At 59.8% G+C, this 16,435-nt stretch carries 19 protein-coding genes; 14 read left to right on the top strand and 5 right to left on the bottom strand.

Annotated features, from left to right (window positions below):
* Positions 1 to 57: 57 nt before the first annotated feature.
* The 12 genes from ESZ53_RS02390 to ESZ53_RS02335 all read left to right on the top strand — a co-directional run bounded on the left by ESZ53_RS02390 (position 58) and on the right by ESZ53_RS02335 (position 11,315).
* Positions 58 to 729 (top strand): HAD family phosphatase, encoded by a 672-nt coding sequence (locus ESZ53_RS02390; protein ID WP_246837358.1) that lies wholly within the window; start codon positions 58 to 60, stop codon positions 727 to 729.
* Positions 726 to 1,712 carry a tRNA (adenine-N1)-methyltransferase gene (locus tag ESZ53_RS02385; protein WP_129071373.1) on the top strand — a complete coding sequence of 329 codons (987 nt, stop codon included), beginning with the start codon at positions 726 to 728 and terminating at the stop codon, positions 1,710 to 1,712. Before ESZ53_RS02390 ends, ESZ53_RS02385 begins: the two co-directional genes overlap by 4 nt.
* A 10-nt stretch (positions 1,713 to 1,722) precedes the next feature.
* Positions 1,723 to 2,724: an FKBP-type peptidyl-prolyl cis-trans isomerase gene (locus ESZ53_RS02380; RefSeq protein WP_246837357.1), complete on the top strand. Its 1,002-nt coding sequence runs from the start codon at positions 1,723 to 1,725 to the stop codon at positions 2,722 to 2,724.
* A 47-nt stretch (positions 2,725 to 2,771) separates the two neighbouring features.
* Entirely contained in the window at positions 2,772 to 3,755 is a 984-nt protein-coding gene (locus ESZ53_RS02375; protein ID WP_129071372.1) for a YafY family protein, read from the top strand.
* Complete coding sequence (locus ESZ53_RS02370; protein WP_129071371.1) at positions 3,748 to 4,731, top strand: YafY family protein; 984 nt, start codon at positions 3,748 to 3,750, stop codon at positions 4,729 to 4,731. Before ESZ53_RS02375 ends, ESZ53_RS02370 begins: the two co-directional genes overlap by 8 nt.
* An 8-nt stretch (positions 4,732 to 4,739) precedes the next feature.
* Positions 4,740 to 5,087: a hypothetical protein gene (locus ESZ53_RS02365; RefSeq protein ID WP_129071370.1), complete on the top strand. Its 348-nt coding sequence runs from the start codon at positions 4,740 to 4,742 to the stop codon at positions 5,085 to 5,087.
* Positions 5,088 to 5,447: a hypothetical protein gene (locus ESZ53_RS02360; RefSeq protein ID WP_129071369.1), complete on the top strand. Its 360-nt coding sequence runs from the start codon at positions 5,088 to 5,090 to the stop codon at positions 5,445 to 5,447.
* Positions 5,448 to 5,536: 89 nt separating this feature from the next.
* Positions 5,537 to 5,752, top strand: coding sequence for a Sec-independent protein translocase subunit TatA (tatA, locus tag ESZ53_RS02355; RefSeq protein ID WP_129071368.1), 216 nt, complete (start codon positions 5,537 to 5,539; stop codon positions 5,750 to 5,752).
* A 50-nt stretch (positions 5,753 to 5,802) separates the two neighbouring features.
* A complete protein-coding gene (gene tatC / locus ESZ53_RS02350; protein ID WP_129071367.1) occupies positions 5,803 to 6,561 on the top strand; it encodes a twin-arginine translocase subunit TatC in 759 nt (252 codons plus the stop codon).
* 25 nt (positions 6,562 to 6,586) lie between these two features.
* Positions 6,587 to 9,019: an RNA helicase gene (locus ESZ53_RS02345; RefSeq protein WP_129071366.1), complete on the top strand. Its 2,433-nt coding sequence runs from the start codon at positions 6,587 to 6,589 to the stop codon at positions 9,017 to 9,019.
* A gap of 12 nt (positions 9,020 to 9,031) precedes the next feature.
* A complete protein-coding gene (gene lnt / locus ESZ53_RS02340) occupies positions 9,032 to 10,597 on the top strand; it encodes an apolipoprotein N-acyltransferase (protein ID WP_129073461.1) in 1,566 nt (521 codons plus the stop codon).
* Positions 10,590 to 11,315 carry a polyprenol monophosphomannose synthase gene (locus ESZ53_RS02335; RefSeq protein ID WP_129071365.1) on the top strand — a complete coding sequence of 242 codons (726 nt, stop codon included), beginning with the start codon at positions 10,590 to 10,592 and terminating at the stop codon, positions 11,313 to 11,315. Before lnt ends, ESZ53_RS02335 begins: the two co-directional genes overlap by 8 nt.
* On the opposite strand, the gene ESZ53_RS02330 is transcribed toward ESZ53_RS02335, so the two are convergent.
* The 4 genes from ESZ53_RS02330 to ESZ53_RS02315 form a co-directional block, all read right to left on the bottom strand.
* Positions 11,312 to 11,677 (bottom strand): RNA polymerase-binding protein RbpA, encoded by a 366-nt coding sequence (locus tag ESZ53_RS02330; RefSeq protein ID WP_129071364.1) that lies wholly within the window; start codon positions 11,675 to 11,677, stop codon positions 11,312 to 11,314. The genes ESZ53_RS02335 and ESZ53_RS02330 overlap by 4 nt on opposite strands.
* A gap of 144 nt (positions 11,678 to 11,821) precedes the next feature.
* Positions 11,822 to 12,604 (bottom strand): glycerophosphodiester phosphodiesterase family protein, encoded by a 783-nt coding sequence (locus ESZ53_RS02325; RefSeq protein WP_129071363.1) that lies wholly within the window; start codon positions 12,602 to 12,604, stop codon positions 11,822 to 11,824.
* A complete protein-coding gene (locus ESZ53_RS02320) occupies positions 12,579 to 13,493 on the bottom strand; it encodes an SPFH domain-containing protein (RefSeq protein WP_129071362.1) in 915 nt (304 codons plus the stop codon). Before ESZ53_RS02320 ends, ESZ53_RS02325 begins: the two co-directional genes overlap by 26 nt.
* Positions 13,490 to 14,014 carry an NfeD family protein gene (locus ESZ53_RS02315; protein ID WP_129071361.1) on the bottom strand — a complete coding sequence of 175 codons (525 nt, stop codon included), beginning with the start codon at positions 14,012 to 14,014 and terminating at the stop codon, positions 13,490 to 13,492. Before ESZ53_RS02315 ends, ESZ53_RS02320 begins: the two co-directional genes overlap by 4 nt.
* Positions 14,015 to 14,115: 101 nt before the next feature.
* On the opposite strand from ESZ53_RS02315, the gene ESZ53_RS02310 reads away from it, so the two are divergent.
* Positions 14,116 to 14,892, top strand: a complete 777-nt coding sequence (locus ESZ53_RS02310) for an SDR family oxidoreductase (protein WP_129071360.1) — start codon at positions 14,116 to 14,118, stop codon at positions 14,890 to 14,892.
* Positions 14,893 to 14,902: 10 nt separating this feature from the next.
* On the top strand, positions 14,903 to 15,349 hold the full coding sequence (locus ESZ53_RS02305; RefSeq protein WP_129071359.1) for an NUDIX hydrolase: 447 nt from the start codon (positions 14,903 to 14,905) through the stop codon (positions 15,347 to 15,349).
* Positions 15,350 to 15,369: 20 nt separating this feature from the next.
* On the opposite strand, the gene ESZ53_RS02300 is transcribed toward ESZ53_RS02305, so the two are convergent.
* Entirely contained in the window at positions 15,370 to 16,365 is a 996-nt protein-coding gene (locus tag ESZ53_RS02300) for a D-glucuronyl C5-epimerase family protein (RefSeq protein ID WP_129071358.1), read from the bottom strand.
* Between the last annotated feature and the right edge of the window lie 70 nt (positions 16,366 to 16,435).

The raw sequence follows: 16,435 nt of genomic DNA, 5'->3' as shown, positions 1-16,435 counted from the left end.
CTTGAGGTGAGTGCCACGAATGTCGCTTAGTCAAGGATAGAACTACGATGGTGCGTTGTGACTCACTCCACTCCAGCGGCCGTCCTGTGGGACATGGACGGCACGCTCATCAACTCAGAACCGTACTGGATCTCGGCCGAAATTAAGGTCGTTGAGTCCTTCGGCGGAGAGTGGACTCACGAAGACGCCATGTCCTGTGTCGGTAACGGTCTTCTCGAGTCTGCCCGCGTCATGCAGGCCAAGGGCGTGACCCTTGACGCACAGGACATCGTTGACCAGCTCACCGACAGCGTGATGGCCCAGCTCAAGGAGTCAGGGATTCCGTGGCGGCCGGGCGCGCGCGAACTTCTCACGGAGCTGCGTGAAGCGGGTATTCCCACCGCGCTCGTCACAATGTCGATTGGCCGCATGGCTCAGCACGTTGTCGAGAACCTCGGATTCCGCGGCTTCGATGCGGTCGTCACGGGCGACGATGTCGAGCACGCTAAGCCTCATCCGCAGCCGTATCACCAAGGCGCCGCTGCGCTCGGGGTCGACATTGCTGACTGTGTCGCCATTGAAGATTCGCCTCCCGGCGCGTCATCCGCCTTCGCCGCGGGTGCCACGGTCATCGGGGTGCCCTTTATGGTTGACATCCCCGAAGAGAAGACCCATGCACTCTGGCCGACTCTCGACGGCCGAACTCTTGACCACATCTCCGAACTTCACGCAAAGGTAACCACGCGATGAGCGACGTATTCCGACGACAGAGCGGACCCTTTCGCGAGGGCGACCGCGTTCAACTCACTGGGCCCAAGGGCCGCCTCAACACCGTGACGCTCGAAGTCGGGGGAGCGTTCCACACGCACCGCGGCGTGCTGAGTCACGATCTGATCATCGGACAGCCCGATGCCAGTGTCGTTGTCAGCACCAACGACATCGAATATCTGGCGATGCGCCCCCTGCTCACCGACTTTGTTATGTCGATGCCGCGCGGTGCCGCCATCATCTACCCGAAGGACGCCGCTCAAATCCTCGGGCAAGCCGACATCTTCCCCGGCGCTCACGTAGTTGAAGCGGGAGTGGGTTCGGGTGCGCTGTCACTGTGGCTGCTCCGCGCCATCGGGCCGAGCGGCCAGTTGAGTTCGTTCGAGCGTCGCGAAGAATTTTCCGAGATCGCCCAGTCGAACGTTCAGGCGTTCTTGGGCGCGCAGCCTGACAACTGGTCGGTGACCGTCGGTGACCTTCAAGAACAGCTGCCTGCCTCAGTAGAACCGGGGTCTGTCGACCGCGTTGTGCTTGACATGCTCGCTCCGTGGGAGTGCATCGAGGAGTGCGCCGAGGCGCTTACCCCCGGTGGAGTGCTGCTCTGTTATATCGCTACCGTGACTCAACTGTCGCGCGTTGCTGAAGCGATTCGTTCCACGGGACTCTTCACTGAGCCCGATTCCAACGAAACAATGGTTCGTGGCTGGCACGTCGAAGGCTTGGCTGTTCGCCCCGACCACCGCATGGTCGCCCACACCGGGTTCCTCATGACAGCCCGCCGTCTCGCACCAGGTTCAGTTCTTCCTGAGCTGAAGCGTCGCGCCTCCAAGTCGGACTTCAAAGACGAGGATGTCGAAGCCTGGACCCCCGGTGCTCTCGGAGACCGTAACTCCAGCGCGAAACGCCTCCGTAAGACGGCGCGCGAAGCGAAGAAGGCGGCCGATGCCGCTACGACTGACCGGTAGAGTGTTGGCGATGTCTGTGTCGATGAAAAGAGTGTTTGTGCGCAAGCTTGCAGTAGTGGCCGTGAGTGCCGGAGTTGTTGTTTCGTTAGCCGGTTGCGCTAATGGTCCTTTGACCTTCGCGGACTGCGCGCCGATGTACTCCTCGGGCCCCAATACGGCTTTGGTATCGACCTCTGGCGAATTCAGTGCCGACCCCGAAGCGAATTTCCCCACTCCGATCATCGCAACTGACGTCGAAAACTCGATCACCATCGAGGGCTCCGGCGAGGAGCTCGATGCGGGCGATATCGCCACACTTCAGATCACCATCTACGACGCTGCAACGGGTGCGCCATTGATCTCCACGGGGCACGACACCGCCGGGTTACGGGTGTCGGTTACCGAACGCGAGCCGCACTTCGGCGATATCGCGCAGTGCGCCACGGTTGGTTCTCGCATCGTTACCGTTGGTGCCGCTGGTGACATCCTCGGTGCAGAGAACATTGCGCAGAACCAGCTCGCCCTAGCCGAAGACGACGCCATTGTCATGGTGAGCGACGTCGAGTCGCGCTACCCCGGCAAGGCAGATGGCGTCAGCCAACCTGCACCCTCGGGATTCCCCGCGATCGTTCTGGCCCCTAACGGTCAGCCCGGGTTCACTTTTCCTGCTGGAGATGCTCCGAGCGAACTGCAGTTTGCCGCGTTGAAAGTCGGTTCTGGCGAAGCGCTTTCGTCGGGGGACGCTGCTGTTATGCACGTGAGTGGCATCGAGTGGGGCGCAGACTCCACATTCACGAACAGCTGGGAAGAATCGGGCGTCCCCGGAACCTTCGTTGTCGAAAGCACCGAAACTGCCGATGGCGGATTGCCTCCGGGGCTCGCTGAAGCGCTCATCGGTCAAACGGTTGGTTCGCAGGTGCTCGTGGTGCTGACGCCGGATGTCGGCTTCGCGCCGGGCACAGAGCCCACGGGCGTTACGAGCGGGTCGACTCTGGTCTTCGTGTTCGACATCCTCGGAATTCAAGCGCAGTAACGTTACCCACGACACGGCCGGGTGTCAGAGACAAAAGGATTTGACTCGTGCCAGTACCGAAAGTTCCTAACGAAGAGCGGCTCTTCAGCCTCGTCTTGGCTTTACTCTCTACCGAGAGCGGGCTTACGAAGAGCGAAATTTTGTCGACCGTGCAGGGTTATCGCCAACGATTCGTGCACTCGGGAGATAACGCCAATCTCGAACGGCAATTCGAGCGCGACAAAGACGATATTCGCGAACTCGGGGTGCCCCTCGAGACCATCGAGCCGCCCGAACAAGCGGGGAACAACCAGAACCTGAGATACCGCATACCTCGAGTCGATTATGAGTTGCCCGAAGACATCGCTTTTTCGGCTGAAGAATCGACACTGCTCGGTCTCGCTGCAATGGTGTGGCGCGAAGGTTCCCTCTCCGAGGGCTCGCGTCGGGCAATCGTGAAGCTACGGTCGCTGGGCATTGAGACTGCCGAGCCCGTTCTGAGCTACGCCCCTCAGGTTCGCGTGCGCGATGAATCATTTGAGCCGCTGCGCGAAGCCATGGATCGCCGGGTTCTCGTGAGTTTCGAGTACCTCAAGCCAGGGGAGCAATCATCGACGACTCGCCTCGTGGCTCCGCTCGCCCTCGTTCAGCATCAGGGCCGCTGGCACTTGTACGCGAAGGATCCCGCAACTGACACGTTCAAAACCTTCTTACTGCGTCGCATTGTCAGCAGCATCCAGCGCAGCAAGAAAAGCTTTGACTATCCGACCGACGATGCCGCAGCGCAAGCGCTTGCTGGGCTGAGCGACGTCTGGGAGTCGAATGTTGCTGTCGTGCGCGTTGAGCCAGGAACCGATGCAGCAACCCGTCTCGGTAAGCGCCGGGGCGCGGTAATGCACCCGGATTGTCAGCTCGAAGTGAATTTCACCGATCTCAACATCTTTGCCGATGAACTTGCAAGCTTCGGGCCTGAGGTAGAGGCGATCTCACCTCCTGCCTTGCGCTCCGCAGTGATCGAACGCCTCACACGAACGGTGGCAGACCATGGCTAACAAGATTCCGCCGCTGCGTGCGCAAGACAAACTGGTGTTTCTGCTCGCTCTCGTACCGTACTTGATGGACCGCGACCGCGTAAGCGTGGCCGAGGCTGCTCAGCACTTCGGTGTTCCCGAACAGCAGATACGGGATGCCGTTCGACTAATCGCCGTGTCCGGAATTCCAGGAGAGACGGCCACGTACCAGGCAGGCGATCTGTTCGATATCGCCTGGGACGATTTTGAAGACAATAATCAAATTGTCCTCACCCACTTGGTGGCGATTGACGATTCTCCGCGATTCTCCGCTCGCGAAGCATCGGCATTGATCGCCGGGCTGCAGTATCTTTCTAGCCTGCCGGAGCACGCGGATCGTGAAGCCATCGCGACGCTGACGTCAAAGCTCTCCCGAGGTGCCTCCGCGGCCCCGACAGCAGTAGCCGTCGAGTCGAGCGCGCTCGATGAAACGCTCGCCCTCATCCGCGAGTCCGTTGCAGCCGGCACTCAGATCGAATTCGACTATCGCAATTCACGAGGTGAGTCCGAACGACGTCGTATCGATCCGTTACGCGTTGAGTCCGTCGATGCCGACTGGTACGTGCGCGGCTGGTGCCATTCTCGCGAAGACGTCCGTACGTTCCGTCTCGACCGCATTTCGAAGCCTGCAATTACGTCGGAGGCGATCACTCACACCGCGGGCGACGTGAACCTTCCCGAGACGCTCTTCGACACCTCTGACAAAGACATCGAAGTGAGCATTGAACTCGCACCCAGCGCAATCGGCTTGCTGGGGGATTACGTCGCGGATGATGCACCCAGGGTTGCCTCTGGCGACCGCGTGCGCACCACGGTTCGCGTGCCCCACTTCCATGGGCTCAAGCGACTCATTTCTGGGCTGCCGGGCGTCGTCACCGTTGTCTCACCGCCCGAGGCTCGTGAAGCTGTCGCCCGGTGGGCACAGGCTGGCGCCGAGCAGTACGCCGAAGAACAGTAGGTGATGACGTGATTGCGTGGTGGGGTTGGCTACTGATCTGGGTGGGCCTGGTGCTCGCTCTCCTCATCATGCTTGCTGTGGTTGCGTGGGTGCTGTTCCGCAAAGCGATGGTGCTGATGAAAGACCTGTCGGATGTCGTAGACAAGACCGCGATTCTCGATGTCGAGACAGAGAAAATATCGAAGCCACAGATCGCTATTCTCGCCGAGATGGCGCAGATCAGGGATCGGCATGAGGCCCAGCGTGAACGGCGCCTTGGGCTCACAGCGGCGCGGCGCGAACGGCGACTCGAGCGCGGCAAAAAAATCACTAGGCGCGATGCGTCGCGCATGCAGTGGCCGGAGGGCTGGTCCTAAATGGGCTGGGTCTTTGCCGCTGGCTTCATTCTGATCGCGCTGCTCTGGTTCTCAACGTGGCTTCGACGACGAACCATTCGCGCATTGCTGCTCACGACCGGTGCGCAAACGACCGGATCGAGTAGCCTCCACCGTCGCGGCCGACGGCTACCGCGGATCGCCGTTCGCTACACCGACGATACGGGCTCGGAGCACGTCATCATCAAGACGATCGTGAGCGCGGGGGATGAGCAATTGCTCCAGAAACCCGCTCTCGTGCTCTATCACCCAAAACATCGCAGCCGTTCGGACTATGTCTTGATCGGCTTTGGGACACAGCCGAGACGATGGTTTTCCGGTGAGTTCAGCCGAAAGAATTAGCCCCGCGCTAACTCTCCACAGTGTGCCCAATCTCAACCAACCTAGGTATGATTGGCCTACGCAGCCTTCAATGTTTAAGGAAGTTCTCCATGCTCGGCAATCTCAGCGGTTGGCACCTCGTCATTCTTTTGGTCGTCATCCTCCTGCTTTTTGGTGCACCGAAGCTTCCCGGGCTCGCTCGTAGTGTTGGCCAGTCAATGCGTATTTTCCGCAGCGAGGTCAAGACCATGAAGGATGAAAACAGCTCTGAAGCGTCGACCGACTCGTCGTCGGATTCGAGCAGCGACACTCCTCCTAAGCCGTAGCCCCTATGGCAGTTCGCGCCGACAGGTGGCGTTCAAAGAGTGAAGAACGCATGTCACTCGGCGCGCATCTCGTAGAGCTCAAGAAGCGGCTATTCATTTCGGCGATCGCAATTCTTGTGACCGCAATCGCCGGCTTCATTTTTGCGGATTTCTTTATTGACGCCTTGCGTGCCCCCATCACCGGCATCGCGGAGTCCTCCGGGCGTGGGGCTGCGCTCAACTATGACGCGGTGACTCAGGCGTTCGACATTCGAATGCAGATCGCTTTTACGGTCGCTATCGTCGCTGCCAGTCCTGTGTGGCTGTACCAAGTCTGGGCGTTCTTGGTCCCCGGGCTTGTGCGCAAAGAGAAGCAATACGCCATCGGTTTTTTGAGTACAGCGATTCCGCTCTTTCTCGCGGGCTGCGCCGCCGGCTGGTACGTCATGCCGAACATCATTACGTTGATGCTCGGCTTTGCGGGCGATCAAGATCTCTCCAATTTGAACGCTAAGTACTACTACGACTTCATCGTCAAGCTCCTGTTATCGGTCGGCATCGCCTTTGTTCTACCCGTATTCGTCGTTCTTCTGAACCTCGTCGGCGTACTGTCGGCCGCGGCGATTCTCAAGGGCTGGCGTATCGCCATCTTGACCATTTGCGTGTTTACAGCGATCGCTACTCCGGCAGCGGATGTGATCTCGATGTTCTTACTTGCCATCCCGATGATCATTCTGTATTTCGTCGCCGCTTTCATCGCCTGGATCCACGATCGCCGTGTCGCGAAACGCGCCGCGCTCATCGACCCCGACGTGAGCAGCGAACTCTAGACTCCGAGCGCTTAGGCTGTAGTCAATGAGTGAACTGTCTCCCGCCGAACGGTACGCCGCGGCGAAGAAGCGTCGGGGCTACCCCGTACTCGAATCCTTCCGCGCGAGCCAGCGCTTTGACCTCGATGCTTTTCAGATTTCGGCCTGCGAAGTCGTCGAGTCCGACAAGAGTGTTCTGGTCGCGGCCCCCACCGGTGCCGGCAAGACGATCATTGCCGAGTTCGCCATCTACCGTGCGATGCAACTGGATGGCCCTAAGGTCTTCTACACCGCGCCGATGAAGGCGCTGAGTAACCAAAAATTCCAAGAACTCGTTGCTGAATACGGCCCCGAAGCTGTCGGACTTCTCACCGGCGACACCAACGTGAATGCTGGTGCCCGCATCGTCGTGATGACGACCGAGGTTCTTCGCAACATGCTCTATGCGAAGTCCGATCTTTTGAAGAACCTCAGCACCGTGGTGATGGATGAAGTTCACTTCCTCGGTGACCGCTTCCGCGGCGCCGTGTGGGAAGAGGTCATCATCCATCTTCCCGAAGACGTGCGGATGGTGTCTCTCAGCGCCACCGTGTCGAACGCTGAAGAGTTTGGCGACTGGTTACAGGTCGTTCGAGGCGACACCGAAGTAATCGTCTCTGAAGAGCGCCCAGTGCCTCTGGAGCAGCACGTCCTGGTGGGCACGAAGCTCATTGATCTCTTCGACTCATCGGGTCTTGCCGCGACCAACAGAGTCAACCCTGAGCTCGCGCAAATGGCGCGTTTCGGCGGGCGAAGCCAATCTGTGGGCAACCGCCGCAAGAGCAGTCGCCAGAACTCGTACCGTGGTGGCCAGGGCCGCTCTCGCATGGATCGCGCGGATGTCGTGGCGATGCTGTCATCCAAAAACCTCGTTCCCGCCATCTTCTTCATTTTCAGTCGCATGGGCTGCGACCAGGCAGTGAATCAAGTCTTGCGTGCCGGTGTGCGCCTCACGACATCCGAGGAGCGCGATGAAATTCGCGAAATCGTCGAAGCGCGCTGTCGCACCCTCCTCGACGAGGATCTCGCCGTTCTGGGGTACTGGGATTGGCTCAGTGGTCTCGAGCGCGGCGTTGCCGCTCACCACGCCGGTCTGCTACCCGCTTTTAAAGAGGTCGTAGAAGAACTCTTCCAAAAGAAGCTCGTCAAAGCGGTGTTCGCGACCGAAACTTTGGCTCTTGGCATCAACATGCCGGCCCGCACGGTTGTGCTCGAGAAGCTCGAGAAGTTCAACGGTGAAGCTCGCGTTCCCATCACGCCGGGGGAGTACACGCAGCTCACGGGTCGCGCTGGTCGCCGCGGCATCGATATCGAGGGCCACTCGGTCATCCAGTGGGTTGATGGTCTCGACCCGCAGGCCGTGGCTTCGCTCGCGTCGCGCCGCACTTATCCGCTGAATTCCAGTTTTAAACCGACCTACAACATGGCTGTCAACCTCATCGAGCTCTTTGGCCGCGAACACACTCGGGAGATTCTCGAGTCGAGTTTCGCGCAGTTTCAAGCAGATCGCGCCGTGGTCGATCTCGCTCGCAAGGTTCGTTCGCAGAAGAATTCTCTCGATGGCTACGCCAAGTCGATGGAATGCCACGTCGGCGACTTCGCGGAGTATTCTCGCATCCGCCGCGAACTCAACGATCTTGAGAAAAAGGCTCAGCCCCGAGGGGACGCTGGTCACCGTGGTGAGCGTGAGCGTCGCCAGCGCAAGCTTGGCGAGCTGCGCAACCAGATGCGTAAGCACGATTGTCACGCCTGCCCCGAACGTGAATCTCACGCTCGCTGGGCAGAACGCTGGTGGCGCCTCAAGCGGGAAACCGATCAGCTCAGCCGTCAGATTCAGAACCGCACGGGCGCCGTCGCCAAGATTTTCGATCGCGTCACCGACGTTCTCACTCAGCTCAAGTACATCGAGCCGGGCAAGAACGGCGACATGACGCTCAACGAACACGGTCGTGTTCTGCGTCGCATTTACGGCGAACGCGACCTGCTCGTCGCGGAATCTCTACGCCAAGGCTTCTGGAACAGTCTGGATGCTGCCTCCCTTGCGGCGATGGCAACCACTCTGGTTTACGAACCGCGTCGAGACGAGGGAGATCTTGGCGACCGCTATCTTCCGCGCGGTGCATTCCGCGAGGCTTTCGACAAGACATCCACGCTGTGGGCTCAACTCGACGATCTCGAGCGAGATAACCGTCTTCCCGGTAGCCAACCGCTCGCTAAGGGCCTTGCTCTGTCAATGTATCGCTGGGCGAATGGCGCAAGTCTCGACTCGGTTCTCGACCTCGCCGATATGGCCGCAGGCGACTTTGTGCGCGTCACTAAGCAGGTCATCGACCTGCTCGACCAGTTGTCTGTCGTGGCCGACGGCGATGTCGGACGCACCGCCCGCAAGGCACTGGATGACATCCGGCGTGGAATCGTTGCCTACAGTTCTGTCGCTTAGGCTCGACTCGTGATGCCCGATAAACCTGTTGCTGTGCTGCCCTTATGGGCGGCGATCGTGACAGCACTGGCCTCCGGCCCAATCATGGATGCCGGGTTCCCCGATAAGAGCGTCTGGCCGATGACCTTTGTGGGCATCGCTCTCATGCTTGTCGCACTTCGCGGTCGACGCTCGTGGGCCGCGTTTCTCGTCGGTTTCCTCGGCGGGGTTGCGTTTTATCTCACACACATCTCTTGGGCATCGCTCTTCTTGGGCCCTGTACCGATGCTGGCGCTCTCGTTCTTAGAATCTCTCTTTGTGGCGCTCGGCGGCCTCGCCATCGCGCTTGCGTACCGGTGGATTCCCCGAGCCTTCGGTGCCGGCTGGGTAGCGACGCTCGGATTAGCTTTCGTCGTGGCCGGTCTCTGGACAGCCCGTGAAGCGTGGATGAGCGTGTGGCCCTACGGAGGCTTCTCTTGGGGGCGTGTAGCGCTCTCACAAGCCGAGAGCCCTCTCGCACCGCTCTTCCCCTGGATCGGGGTTTCCGGCGTGAGCTTCACGATCGTGCTCGTCGTTGCGCTAGCCCTTGCGGCGGTCGAATACTCGTGGCGTCACTACCGCGAGTTGCCTCTGGATGCCCGCGCTCAGCACGTCTCGCGGGCGCTCCGCACGGTATTCGTGCCGGTCGCTGTCTTCGCCCTCATGCTCAACGTTCCTACCTGGCAGTCAACGCTCGACGGAACGCTTCGCGTCGGCGCCGTACAGGGCAACGGCAAGGCCGCCTACTTCGACGAGCGAGAGCGCGGCGATCTTCTCACCGCTCAGCTCACCGCGACCGAGTCCCTCTACGGCCAAGATCTTGACCTCGTCGTCTGGCCGGAGGGCGGCACCGATGTGTCACCACTCAGCAACTCCTACGCGGCGGCAGCATTCGGCTACGTCGTCGAACAAGCCGACGCACCGCTGATTTCTGGTGACATCACCGAACGTGACGGCGAGATCTTCAACAGTCAGCTGTTGTGGATGCCGGGGGAGGGCGTGGTGGACATCTACGACAAACGCCACCCCATTCCGTTCGGCGAGTATGTGCCGAATCGTGATTTCTGGGCGCAGTTCGCGCCAGATCTCATCGGCCTGATCGGCCGTGATTACTCCATCGGCACGACCGACATGGTGTTTGACGTCAACGGAGTCACGGTCGGCGTAAACATTTGCTTCGATATTGTTGACGATCAGATTCTGACTGAGTCGGTAGAGCAGGGCGCCCAAGTGATCATCGCGTCATCGAACAACGCTGACTTCGGTATGACGGACGAGAGCGCTCAGCAATTGGCTATGGCCCGTATCCGCGCACTCGAGCTGGGCCGCAGCGTTGTCAACATTTCCACGGTGGGACTCAGCGCGATCATCGCACCGGATGGAACGACAATCGCTGAGGTGCCGTGGTACACCGCGGCCACGATGGTCGAGGATGTACCGCTCTCCACGAGTATCACTCCCGCAGTTGTGTGGGGTCGAGAAATTGAATGGCTCGTGTCTGGGCTCGCACTCGGCGCCCTTATCGTCGCAAGGTTGGCCGGTCGGAGAGAGAATGCCTAACGTCATTGTGGTGGTTCCCACCTATAACGAGATCGAGAACATTTCCTCGATCGTCGGCCGTCTACGTCAGGCTGTGCCGCGTGCGCACGTTCTCGTGGTGGACGACTCCAGCCCCGACGGCACGGGCGAGCGGGCTGAGGAGCTTGCGGCTGCCGATCCGGGCGTTTCGGTGCTTCACCGCCCCGCTAAAGACGGACTGGGAACGGCCTACCTTGCCGGTTTCGCGCTCGCCCTCGAACGCGGGTACGACTACATCGTCGAAATAGATGCCGACGGCTCTCATGACCCGGTGGAGCTACCCGCGATGATTGCACTGGCTAAAGCGGGCAACGACCTTGTCATAGGATCCCGCTGGGTGCTTGGCGGATCAGTCAAGAACTGGCCCTGGTATCGCCACAGCATTTCGCAGGCAGGAAATAGCTATGCGCGGCGCGTCCTTCACTCCGACATCCGAGATCTCACCGCCGGCTTTCGAGTGTTTCGTGCGAGCGCGTTGAGAGAGCTTGGCCTCGACGGTGTTTCGTCGCAGGGATACTGCTTTCAAGTAGAGCTGGCCTGGAACTTCGAACGTGCGGGCTACCGAGTGGCGGAGCATCCGATCACCTTCGTTGAGCGCTCAACGGGCCGGTCAAAAATGCATGCAGGGATTGTTGCAGAAGCACTACTCAGGGTCACCGGCTGGGGAATAGCGGCGACCCTGAGTTCAGTACGTCGTTAGGCGCCGATCTTCTGCTGACCGCGACGGGCGCGCAAGAAGTCGAGGCGTTCTTGAAGAAGCTCTTCGAGTTCTGGGCGAGTGCGTCGCTCGAGAAGCATGTCCCAGTGGCTACGGGGAACCTTCACGTCGACCTCGTCGAGTTCTACCAGCTCGCCGTTGTCATCGAGGAGTGTTCCCTCTTGACCCGTCTTGGCGTCAAGCCACTGCTGGGGAACTTCAGCGTCAGACGAGAACATCACTTCAAAAGTGTTGCCGTCGACCGCCTTGTACACGCTCTTTTTCCGCGGGGAAAACTCGACACCCTCTTCGCTCTGTAGGCTCTGGGTACCAAGTCTCATGCCGCGCAAGCTGCGATCTGCCATCGTGTGGCCTCCTTCAATTCGCGGTTTCTACAAGTAATAAACCCTCTTGCTGAACGTATGCTTCCAAGCGTGCAGTCTTCACAGCGAGTTGTCAGCATTTACTAACAATTCCCGCTGCCATGAAGCGAAATGTGCGCGGTCTTGCTAGGCGCGCGATTTCACAACTTCGAGGGCGAGGTCTGCTCGATCGGTGACGATTCCATCGACGCCGAGGTCGAGCAGGTGACGCATTCGCTGCGGTTCATTGATAGTCCAGACATGCATCTCTAGTCCGAGATCGTGCACGCGTGAAATCATCCGCTGAGTGGTCACCCGCAACCCTAGCGCTTTCTCTGGCACTTGGATGGCAACGAGCCCAGAAAGTGCGCGCCTCATGGCAGGCGAGATGCCCGCCTTCGCGCTGACGAGTGCCATCAGGAAGCGTCGGGCTGATGCTGAGCTCGCGATTCCCGGTAATTGCTCGACCGTCGCGGCACGGCGGGCTTCGTCGAACGAGGTGACGAGAACCCGATCTACCGCCTTGAGGTCACGAATTGCACGCGAGACGGGTAGGACAGCGCCCTTAATCTTGACGTCGACGTTGAAGCGCGTTTCGGGAAATGCGTCGAGCGCGTCGGCGAGGGCGCAAAAACCTTGGCCATCACCCAGGTCGATGCGCCGCAGCTCCGCCATCGTGAGTTGTTCGACTTTGATAGCGCGGCCGGCGACGCGACTGAGACTGGGGTCGTGCGCCACGACGGCTACTCCGTCGAAACTGACGTGAACATCCGTCTCGACGAACTGCACCCCTGCAGCGACCGCTTTCGCGAAGGCAAGCATCGTATTTTCGGGTGCGTCGAGCGCAAGCCCCCGATGTGCAAAAACGCGGGGGCCTGCGGGGGAGAGATACGACGAGTTGGCGCTAGCGCGCGACTGGTCCCTTGCCACTAAAGAATCCTTCACCAATGCCCTTGAGCGCTTCCGTCAGTTCTGACGGGATGATCCACATCTTGTTGGAGTCACCTTCTGCAATCTTAGGCAGCGTCTGGAGGTACTCGTACGCCAACAGCTTCGGGTCGGGATCGCCTTCGTGAATCGCCGCGAAGACAGTTTTGATTGCGGCAGCTTCACCGTCGGCGCGGAGCACCGCAGCTTTGGCTTCACCCTCAGCCTCGAGAATGGCGGCCTGACGCGAGCCCTCTGCTTCGAGAATGGCGGCCTGCTTGGTTCCTTCAGCGGTCAAAATCTGCGCACGGCGGTCACGCTCGGCTCGCATTTGCTTTTCCATCGAGTCTTGAATCGAGAGGGGCGGGTCGATGGCCTTGAGCTCAACACGTCCAACACGAATGCCCCACTTGCCGGTGGCTTCGTCGAGAACGACTCGCAGCTGCGAGTTGATGTTGTCGCGACTCGTGAGCGCCTGCTCGAGATTGAGGCCACCCACTACGTTTCGCAACGTCGTGGTCGTCAGCTGTTCGACGGCTCCAAGGTAGTTACCGATCTCGTACGTCGCAGCGCGCGCATCCGTCACTTGGAAGAACACCACGGTGTCGATCGAGACAACGAGGTTGTCTTCGGTGATGACCGGCTGCGGAGGGAACGAGACGACCTGCTCACGCAAATCGATGAGAGGCAACATCCGATCGATAAAAGGTACGAGGATATTGAGCCCCGGCAACAGCGTTTTGCGGTACTTTCCCAGGCGCTCAACTACGCCGGCGCGCGCCTGCGGCACAATGCGAATCGCGCGGAACAGCGTAACGATAACGAAAATGGCAAGAATAACGAGCAGAATCACCACGAATATCTGGCCTACGAAGCTAGCGGGATCAGTCACTTTTCTTCCTTTCTCGGCGGCTGCGTAGTCGCTCGAGGCTTGGTGGTGCTGGGGTGGGTTTTCTCAAGAACGACGACCGCAATGGCACCTTCGATTGCCAGCACAGAAATTCGCTTTCCTACGGGCATTGTGGAGGGAGCAGCACCGTCACCGATGCGCGCGGTCCAAGTCTCGCCGTTGTCGAGCTTGACTTCGCCGATGCCCTTCGTGAAAGACGCGGTGACAAAGCCACCGAGTTCGTACAGCGCCTCGACATTGCTCTTCGCCGGATCGGCGCCCTTTTCGAGGTTCATCAGCAACACAGGCCTGATCGTGAAAATCAGGAGGCCCGCAATGGCAGCCGCCAACGCGATCTGCACGTACCACGGCCACCCCAAGAGATTGGAGCCGAGACCGCCGATGAGCGAGCCGGCCGCGATCATGAGGAAAGTGAACTCGAGAGTCAGCACTTCGATGACGATGAAGAGCACAACAAGCGCCAGCCACAGAATCCACAAATATTGGGTGAGGTCTACGAGCATTAGCTGGCGCCCTTCATCGTTGCGCTGTTCAACAAATCTTCATTCACGACGCTAGCACTTAGATCACTGCAGAGCGCTCCTTCGACCGCTAAAGTCGAAGCGTGAATAGCGATAATTCGAATCCTCTGGCCGCTCACTCGCTCGATGGCGCTCGCGCGCTCATCACTGGATCTTCGCGGGGGATCGGCGCCGACACTGCCGCCTACTTTGCGCAGGCGGGTGCTCGCGTTGCCGTGAACTACCGCAACAAAGAGTCTCGAGCCCTCAAGCTAGTAACCCAGCTCAACGAAACCGACGGTTCCGGCATTGCTATCGGTGCTGACCTCACCGACCCCGAGACTGTCTCTGCCCTTTTCGCGACCGTCAAGGAAGAGTTCGGGGGCCTCGAGATTCTGGTGCTCAACGCATCCGGCGGCATGGAGGGCGGTATGGCTGAGGACTACGCCATGCAGCTCAACCGTGACGCCCAGGTCAACTTCTTGAAGACCATGATGCCGCTGCTGCACGAGGGTTCGCGCGTCGTATTTGTGACGAGCCATCAGGCCCACTTCATCCGCACTGTGGAAACCATGCCCGAGTATGTTCCGGTCGCACTGAGCAAGCGTGCTGGCGAAGATGCACTGCGCGAATTGATCCCCGAACTCGAAGCACAGGGCATCGGTTTCGTTGTCGTCTCAGGCGACATGATCGAAGGCACCATCACGGCAACCCTGCTACAGCGTGCGAACCCCGGCGCGATCGAGGCACGCAAGGAGGCCGCCGGCCGCCTGTACAACGTGAGCGAATTCGCGGCAGAGGTCGCTTCTGCCGCCGTTGACCCCGTTCCAGAGAACAACACCCGCTACGTCGGCAACGTCTCCGACTTTCTCAACAAGTAGCGGTCTTCGGATGCCGGTGAACCGGGCCACCAGCCGCGTGCTGCTGTTCGACCGTGAGCAGCGATTCCTGCTGTTTCTGACGAAGGCACCCGACACGAGCGGTATTGCGCGCTGGCTAACACCGGGCGGAGGAGTAGACGCGGGGGAGTCGCATCACGACGCCGCCGTGCGGGAACTTCGGGAAGAGACAGGTCTCGAGATCGGCGATCTTGGCGAGCCCGTGTGGACGCACGATTTCGTCACCGAGTGGGACAGGGCGAACCATGACACCGGTCACGCCGTGTTTTACGAGGCTGAAGTCGATGCCTTCGTGCCGTCACAGGAGTTGTGGACAGACGACGAGCGTGTCGACGTGCTCGAGTATCGCTGGTGGACTCGCGACGAATTGAGATCGACATCCGATCGCTACGAGCCTGCCGAGCTCGAGCAACTGATACGTATGCGGCTGGGAGCCTGAGGCTGTCGCCAGCTGCGTGGCTACGCCGCGGGCTGCCAGTCAGATTCGAGCTGATCTGCCCACTCGCTGAACTGCGGGTCACCCGTGAGCTTCGCTAGCGTGTTCAGCTGCCATGAATGGATCGCGTGGTACTTCTGATCCTGCCAACGCGCGCGCGCACAAAAGTCGACTTGCACGCAGTAGTAGGAAATATCTCCGGCGTTACGGATCTCCGGCATGATGCTCAGCACCGTAGTCGCTCCACCGTCTACGTATCGGGCAACTTCGGGATCTTGGGTTAAGCGCCAGTAGTCGTAGAGACCAAAAATTGCGAAAATCTGCCCGTTAAGCACCATGAGCGGGGGTTGGTCTCCCGCGTATTCTTCGAACCAGAGATGCTCATCATCGATGAAGGTTGACCACGGTTCGGATGCCGATGGCTCCTGCCGAAAGCTAGCCCAGGTGTGATCTGCAGCGGTTGCCCATTGCTCGTCGCCCGTCACCTGTGCGAGTCGCGAGAACAAGCTCAACGCCTGGCCTTGCGCCATTCCGGACCACCACGGAGCGGTGAGAGTTCGGTCGTCGTAGGTCCAGTCGAATGAGTACGGATACCACCAGCCGTCACCACGCTCGGTATGCATCGTAACGAGCTGCTCCGCCTGCCGGGCCGCCCGCTCGAGCCACTGTTTTTGCCCCGTACGCTCGTATTCGATTAACGCAGATATTCCATACTGCGCGTAGACCACAGGATGATCCGCCCGCACCTTGTCGGAGTTGCGTTCGTAATAGATAGCGAGCCCGGTGTCATCGAGATCACGAGACGTGAGATTTGCCGGGGGCCGATCCATGTACGGTGCATCGGCTTCAGTATTGAGCGACCAGCCAGTGGTGGCCCACGACCATTCTTCGACTGAGGGCGGGGTTAGTGCCGCGGTGTCTGTCGGTGTGGGCACGGCTGAACAGCCGGCGAGAACGAGGAGAGCGAGGGCGAACGAAGTACCAAGAAGCGCACGAGGTGCTCGACGCTTTCGGGTCATACGCTAAGAATACAGGTTTCCTCACTATCCCGCCGGAGGACTGTGCACTGCTTTCGACTCCTACACTTGA

Source organism: Salinibacterium sp. UTAS2018, from assembly GCF_004118935.1.
Classification (GTDB): Bacteria; Actinomycetota; Actinomycetes; order Actinomycetales; family Microbacteriaceae; genus Rhodoglobus.
Note: the sequence above shows the minus strand (reverse complement) of the source record. Positions and strands in the feature narration are given on the sequence as shown.

Bases quoted from the DNA above. Each gene is read 5' to 3' on its own strand.
- ESZ53_RS02335 (WP_129071365.1), top strand. From the start codon at position 10,590: ATGCCTAACGTCATTGTGGTGGTTCCCACCTATAACGAGATCGAGAAC.
- ESZ53_RS02345 (WP_129071366.1), top strand. From the start codon at position 6,587: ATGAGTGAACTGTCTCCCGCCGAACGGTACGCCGCGGCGAAGAAGCGT.
- ESZ53_RS02300 (WP_129071358.1), bottom strand. From the start codon at position 16,365: ATGACCCGAAAGCGTCGAGCACCTCGTGCGCTTCTTGGTACTTCGTTC.
- ESZ53_RS02380 (WP_246837357.1), top strand. From the start codon at position 1,723: ATGTCTGTGTCGATGAAAAGAGTGTTTGTGCGCAAGCTTGCAGTAGTG.
- ESZ53_RS02360 (WP_129071369.1), top strand. From the start codon at position 5,088: ATGGGCTGGGTCTTTGCCGCTGGCTTCATTCTGATCGCGCTGCTCTGG.
- ESZ53_RS02305 (WP_129071359.1), top strand. From the start codon at position 14,903: ATGCCGGTGAACCGGGCCACCAGCCGCGTGCTGCTGTTCGACCGTGAG.
- ESZ53_RS02315 (WP_129071361.1), bottom strand. From the start codon at position 14,014: ATGCTCGTAGACCTCACCCAATATTTGTGGATTCTGTGGCTGGCGCTT.
- ESZ53_RS02330 (WP_129071364.1), bottom strand. From the start codon at position 11,677: ATGGCAGATCGCAGCTTGCGCGGCATGAGACTTGGTACCCAGAGCCTA.
- lnt (WP_129073461.1), top strand. From the start codon at position 9,032: ATGCCCGATAAACCTGTTGCTGTGCTGCCCTTATGGGCGGCGATCGTG.
- ESZ53_RS02370 (WP_129071371.1), top strand. From the start codon at position 3,748: ATGGCTAACAAGATTCCGCCGCTGCGTGCGCAAGACAAACTGGTGTTT.
- tatC (WP_129071367.1), top strand. From the start codon at position 5,803: ATGTCACTCGGCGCGCATCTCGTAGAGCTCAAGAAGCGGCTATTCATT.
- tatA (WP_129071368.1), top strand. From the start codon at position 5,537: ATGCTCGGCAATCTCAGCGGTTGGCACCTCGTCATTCTTTTGGTCGTC.
- ESZ53_RS02385 (WP_129071373.1), top strand. From the start codon at position 726: ATGAGCGACGTATTCCGACGACAGAGCGGACCCTTTCGCGAGGGCGAC.